The following is a 5,861-nucleotide window of genomic DNA, read 5'->3' as shown; positions in this document are numbered from 1 at the left end:
GCTTCGCCGATCGCGCCGCCGACGAGGATCACGGCCGGGCTGCCGAGCCGCGCTGCGTCGATGCCGCGCGCGAGACCGCCGAGCGTGCCGCTCCAGCGGCGTTCGTCGGGCGTGCCGGCCCATTGCACGGCTGCGGCCGGCGTCGAGGCTGACAGCACGGCCAGCAGGCCGGCGGCAATGCTGTCGACGCGGCTCATGCCCATGTAGATCGCGAGCGTGGTGCCGGTCGCCGCGAGACGTGCCCAGTCGGGTTCGCCGTGGTCCTGACGGTGCGCGGTGACGAACGTGACGCCGTGGCAATGCGCGCGGTGCGTGAGTGAGATGCCGAGGCTCGCGGCGGCCGCGAAGCCCGACGAGATGCCGTTGACGATCTCGACCGGAATCGCGGCGGCGCGCAGCGTCGCGAGTTCTTCGCCGGCGCGCCCGAACAGCAGCGCATCGCCGCCTTTCACGCGCACCACGTGGGCGCCGCGCAGCGCGTAGCGGCGCATCAGCTTCTCGATGAATGCCTGCGGCGTGGAGCGGCAACCGCCGCGCTTGCCGACGCGGATCACGCGTGCCTGCGGGGCGAGTTCGACGATGCCGGGCGCGACGAGATCGTCGAGCAGCAGCACGTCGGCGGCGGCCAACGCCTTCGCGGCCTTCAGCGTGAGCAGATCGGGATCGCCGGGGCCGGCGCCCAGCAGCGTGACTTTGCCTGTCGTCATGTCGTGTTCCAGTGCCGCCTGCATGCAGCGGTCGATAGCGCGTGTGTCTTGCGCGGCGGCGGCGGGCGGTCGAAACGCACCGGCATCCGGCCGTGCCGCGCACGGAAGGACGCCGTTGTCCTGATCGGCCCGCCTGAATGACGGGCATGGTTTGCGGGGACTGCCCACCGGCGCCGTTGCCGGTGTCATGCGGCGGATTCAGCAATATCCGGGCCAACCGGCATGACGCGTCGCGCGGGGGGGCGGCGGCAACGGCGCGCATTGCGCCGCGCGATGGCCCCGAGCGTGAAGGCGGCCGCCGCGCGCGGGCAGCCGCAATGCCGCATCGGCGTGCATCGTGCCCCGTCAGCACGCACCGCGATGTCGCACGACGACAGTGCTGCATCGCACCACATCTGTGCCTCGCTGCCTCACGACGCATCGTGGGTGACGTGGCGCCGCGCGTCGCATGGCGCCCGACGCGCCTTGCGTGGCGCGGCTGTGGGCCCGATTCGCGACGACATGGCACGGCGTTTGCGTTGGGAGATTCGGGCGGATCAATGGCGATTCGTCCGGCAGTACCGATTACCGACGCGCCCGGCAACGGGCTTCATGGGCAACGGCGTCCTACGCATCGGGTCTCGACGAGACCGGGTGCGCAGGACGCCGTTTTTCGTTTGGCGGATGACATGACCGACAAAGCTACCCGTATCGATCTCTTCAGCTTCCGCACCGCGCCGATGCGCGCGTTCCACCTGACGTGGATGGCGTTCTTCGTGTGTTTCTTCGCGTGGTTCGCGTGCGCGCCGCTGATGCCGCTGATCGCACGCGAATTCCATCTGACGGCCGCACAGGTCGCCAACATCAACATTGCGGCGGTGGCCGCGACGATCGCCGTGCGGCTGCTGGTCGGCCCGCTGTGCGACCGCTTCGGCCCGCGCCGCGTGTACGTCGGCCTGCTGCTGCTCGGCGCGATCCCCGTGTTCGCGGTGTCGTTCACGCATGACTACCTGTCGTTCCTGATCTGCCGGCTCGGCATCGGCGCGATCGGCGCGGGCTTCGTGATCACGCAGTACCACACGTCGGTGATGTTCGCGCCGAACGTCGTCGGCACCGCGAACGCGACGACGGCCGGCTGGGGCAACGCCGGCGCAGGCGCGACGCAGGCGCTGATGCCGCTGCTCGTCGCCGCCGGCCTGATGCTCGGCTTCGGCGAGGATTCGTCGTGGCGCATCGCGCTGGTCGTGCCGGGCGTCGCGATGCTCGTGATGGCCTGGGCGTACTGGCGCTTCACGCAGGATTGCCCGCAAGGCGACATCATCGCGCTGCGCCACGCAGGCGTGACGGTCGACAGCGGCAAGAAGGGCGGCTGGGCGAGCTTCTTCGCGGCCTGCGGCAACTATCGCGTGTGGATGCTGTTCGTCACGTACGGCGCGTGCTTCGGCGTCGAGGTGTTCATCCACAACATCGCCGCGCTGTACTACGTCGATCATTTCAGCCTGTCGCTGAAGGACGCCGGGTTCGCGGTCGGCCTGTTCGGGCTGCTCGCGCTGTTCGCCCGCGCGCTCGGCGGCTGGCTGTCCGACAAGATCGCCGCGCGCCGCAGCCTCGACGTGCGCGCGACGCTGCTGTGCGCGCTGATCGTCGGCGAAGGGCTCGGGCTGATCTGGTTCTCGCATGCGCAAAGCGTCGGCATCGCGCTCGTCGCGATGCTCACGTTCGGCCTCTTCACGCACATGGCGTGCGGCGCGACCTACGCGCTGGTGCCGTTCATCGACCGCAAGGCACTTGGCGGCGTGGCGGGAATCGTCGGCGCGGGCGGCAACGTCGGCGCGGTGGCCGCGAGCTTCCTGCTGAAGGGCGTCGGCGACGTGCAGCACACGCTGAGCCTGCTCGGCCTGGCCGTCACCGCGACCGCGCTGTGCGCGATGGCCGTGCGCTTCAGTGAAGAGCACAAGGCGCGCGAAGCCGAGCTGCGCGACCGCGCGCTGGCTGCCAGCGGCGTCGCGAACTGATCGACCGAAGGAAACGTCACCATGAAACTCATCGTCATCGGCCACGGCATGGTCGGCCACAAGCTCCTCGAATGCGTCGCGGCGGAAGCGGGCGCCGCGGGCGCGCTGCAGGTCACGGTGCTCGGCGAGGAACCGCGTCCGGCGTACGACCGCGTGCACCTGTCGGAATTCTTCGCGGGCAAGTCGGCGGACGACCTGTCGCTCGTCGAACCCGGCTTCTTCGAACGTCATCCGCAATTCGACCTGCGGCTGAACGCGCAAGTCGCGTCGATCGACCGCGCCGCGCATACGGTCACGCTCGCGTCCGGCGAAACGCTCGCGTACGACAAGCTGGTGCTCGCGACGGGTTCGCGCCCGTTCGTGCCGCCGATGCCGGGGCACGATCGTGACGGCTGCTTCGTGTACCGGACGATCGAGGATCTCGAAGCGATGCAGGCGTGCGGCACGCATGCGAAAAGGGGCGTCGTGGTCGGCGGCGGCCTGCTCGGCCTCGAATGCGCGAAGGCGCTGCGCGACATGGGGCTCGACACGCACGTCGTCGAATTCGCGCCGCGGCTGATGGCCGTGCAGGTCGACGACGGCGGCGGCCGGATGCTGCGCGCGAAGATCGAGGCGCTCGGCGTGACCGTGCATACGGGCAAGAACACGCTGGAAATCGTCGATGGCGAGGCAGGCACGCACCGGATGGCGTTCGCCGACGGCTCGCACCTCGACGCCGACATGATCGTGTTCTCGGCCGGCATCCGTGCCCGCGACGAACTGGCCCGCGCATGCGGTCTGGACATCGGCCCGCGCGGCGGCGTCGCGATCGACGACGCGTGTCGCACGAGCGATGCCGACATCTACGCGATCGGCGAATGCGCGGCCTGGAACGGGATGGTGTACGGCCTCGTCGCCCCCGGCTACGACATGGCGCGCGTGGTCGCGAAGCAGCTTTGCGGCGATGCGAACAGTGCGGCCGGGGCCGCCTTCGCCGGTGCGGACATGAGCACGAAGCTGAAGCTGATGGGCGTGGACGTCGCGAGCATCGGCGACGCGCACGGCACGACGGCCGGCAGCCGCACCTACCAGTACGCGGACGAGCGCCGCCAGGTCTACAAGAAGCTCGTGGTGTCCGACTGCGGCAAGTTCCTGCACGGCGCGGTGATGGTCGGCGATGCGGCCGAGTACGGCACGCTGCTGCAGATGATGCTGAACCGCATCGAGCTGCCCGAATCGCCGGAATTCCTGATCCTGCCGTCGTCGGACGGCGTCGCGAAGCCGGCGATCGGCGTCGAGGCGCTGCCCGCGGCGGCCCAGATCTGCTCGTGCAACAACGTGTCGAAGTCGCAGATCTGCACGGCGGTCGCCGACGGCGCGACGAGCCTCGGCGCGCTGAAGACGTGCACCGGCGCCGGCACGTCGTGCGGCGGCTGCGTGCCGCTCGTCACGCAGATCATGAAGGCCGAGATGAAGAAGCAGGGCCTCGCGGTCAACAACCATCTGTGCGAGCACTTCCCGCATTCGCGCCAGGAGTTGTTCCACCTGATCCGCGTCGAGCGCATCACGACCTTCGACGACCTGCTCGCGAAGCACGGCCACGGCCTCGGCTGCGACGTGTGCAAGCCGGCGGTGGCGGGCATCCTCGCGTCGTGCTTCAACGAATTCGTGCTGAAGAAGGAGCACGCGGGGCTGCAGGATTCGAACGACTACTACCTCGCGAACATCCAGCGCGACGGCACGTACTCGGTCGTGCCGCGCATGCCGGGCGGCGAAGTCACGCCGGAAGGGCTGATCGCGGTCGGCCAGGTCGCGAAAAAGTATGGCCTGTACACGAAGATCACCGGCGGCCAGCGCGTCGACCTGTTCGGCGCGCGCGTCGAGCAGCTGCCGTCGATCTGGGAGGAACTGATTTCCGCCGGCTTCGAATCGGGCCACGCGTACGGCAAGGCGCTGCGCACCGTGAAATCGTGCGTCGGCTCGACGTGGTGCCGCTATGGCGTCGACGATTCGGTCGGCCTCGCGATCGACCTGGAGAACCGCTACAAGGGGTTGCGCGCACCGCACAAGATCAAGTTCGGCGTGTCCGGCTGCACGCGCGAGTGCGCGGAAGCACAGGGCAAGGACGTCGGCATCATCGCGACCGAGAAGGGCTGGAACCTGTACGTGTGCGGCAACGGCGGGATGAAGCCGCGTCATGCAGAACTGCTCGCGTCCGATCTCGATCGTCCGACGCTGATCCGCTACATCGACCGTCTCCTGATGTTCTACGTGCGCACCGCCGACCGGCTGCAACGCACCAGCGTGTGGCGCGACAACCTCGAAGGCGGCCTCGACTACCTGATCGACGTCGTCGTGCACGACCGGCTCGGAATCGGCGCCGAACTCGAGGCCGACATGCAGCATGTGGTCGACACCTACGAGTGCGAATGGAAGAAGGCCGTGACCGATCCCGACACGCGCAAGCGCTTCCGTCACTTCGTGAACAGCGACGCGCCCGACACGACCATCGAATTCGTCGAGACGCGCGGCCAGATCCGGCCCGCGACGCCCGGCGAACGCGCGGGCGGCAAGCCGGTGTCGATTCGCGTCGTCGCTGAAGGCGTGACGCAAGCCGCCACCGAACCCGCTACCGTTTGACCCTGACCGACACTCGTGTTTTTCCAAAGGAGTCCATCATGAACGATCGTCTTCCGCTGTCCTGGACCCGCGTGTGCGCGCTCGACGACATCGTGCCCAACACCGGCGTGTGTGCGCTCGTCAACGGCGAGCAGGTCGCGGTTTTTCACGTCGCGCATGCGGAAGTCGGTGGCGTGTTCGCGATCGACAACGTCGATCCGGTTTCGCAGGCGGCCGTGATGTCGCGCGGGCTGATCGGCAGCCTCGGCGAGCGCGTGGTCGTCGCGTCGCCGCTGTACAAGCAGCACTTCGACCTGCGCACCGGCGAATGTCTGGAGGCGCCCGAGCAGTCGGTGAGTGCGTATCCGTCGCGGGTCGAGGACGGTTTCGTGTGGATCGCAGCCTGACCGCCCCGGAGCGCGCATGACCGCCACCCCCGTCAAAAGCGTGTGTCCGTACTGCGGCGTCGGCTGCGGGATGGTGCTGCACGTCGAGGAAGGCGAAGTCGTCAAGGTGTCCGGCGACGCCGACCATCCGACCAACTTCGGGCGGCTGTGCACGA

At 68.7% G+C, this 5,861-nt stretch carries 5 protein-coding genes; 4 read left to right on the top strand and 1 reads right to left on the bottom strand.

The genetic code is table 11. The annotated features are described in order from the left end of the window. Positions 1-707, bottom strand: a 707-nt coding sequence (cobA, locus tag G3N98_RS38040) for a uroporphyrinogen-III C-methyltransferase (RefSeq protein ID WP_206151004.1), incomplete at its 3' end; no start/stop codon positions are given. Positions 708-1,375: 668 nt separating this feature from the next. On the opposite strand from cobA, the gene G3N98_RS38035 reads away from it, so the two are divergent. The 4 genes from G3N98_RS38035 to G3N98_RS40285 form a co-directional block, all read left to right on the top strand. Next, positions 1,376-2,701 (top strand): MFS transporter, encoded by a 1,326-nt coding sequence (locus G3N98_RS38035; RefSeq protein ID WP_206151003.1) that lies wholly within the window; start codon positions 1,376-1,378, stop codon positions 2,699-2,701. Positions 2,702-2,722: 21 nt separating this feature from the next. Continuing rightward, complete coding sequence (nirB, locus tag G3N98_RS38030; protein ID WP_206151002.1) at positions 2,723-5,320, top strand: nitrite reductase large subunit NirB; 2,598 nt, start codon at positions 2,723-2,725, stop codon at positions 5,318-5,320. A gap of 38 nt (positions 5,321-5,358) precedes the next feature. After that, positions 5,359-5,706, top strand: a complete 348-nt coding sequence (gene nirD, locus G3N98_RS38025; RefSeq protein ID WP_206151001.1) for a nitrite reductase small subunit NirD — start codon at positions 5,359-5,361, stop codon at positions 5,704-5,706. A gap of 16 nt (positions 5,707-5,722) precedes the next feature. Further along, the coding region (locus G3N98_RS40285; protein ID WP_206151005.1) for a hypothetical protein at positions 5,723-5,861 on the top strand (139 nt) is incomplete at its 3' end.

This window comes from Burkholderia sp. Tr-20390, assembly GCF_017104595.1.
In the GTDB taxonomy this organism is placed as follows: Bacteria; Pseudomonadota; Gammaproteobacteria; order Burkholderiales; family Burkholderiaceae; genus Burkholderia.
The sequence above is the reverse complement of the archived record's forward strand: the minus strand, read 5'-3'. Positions and strand labels throughout refer to the sequence as shown.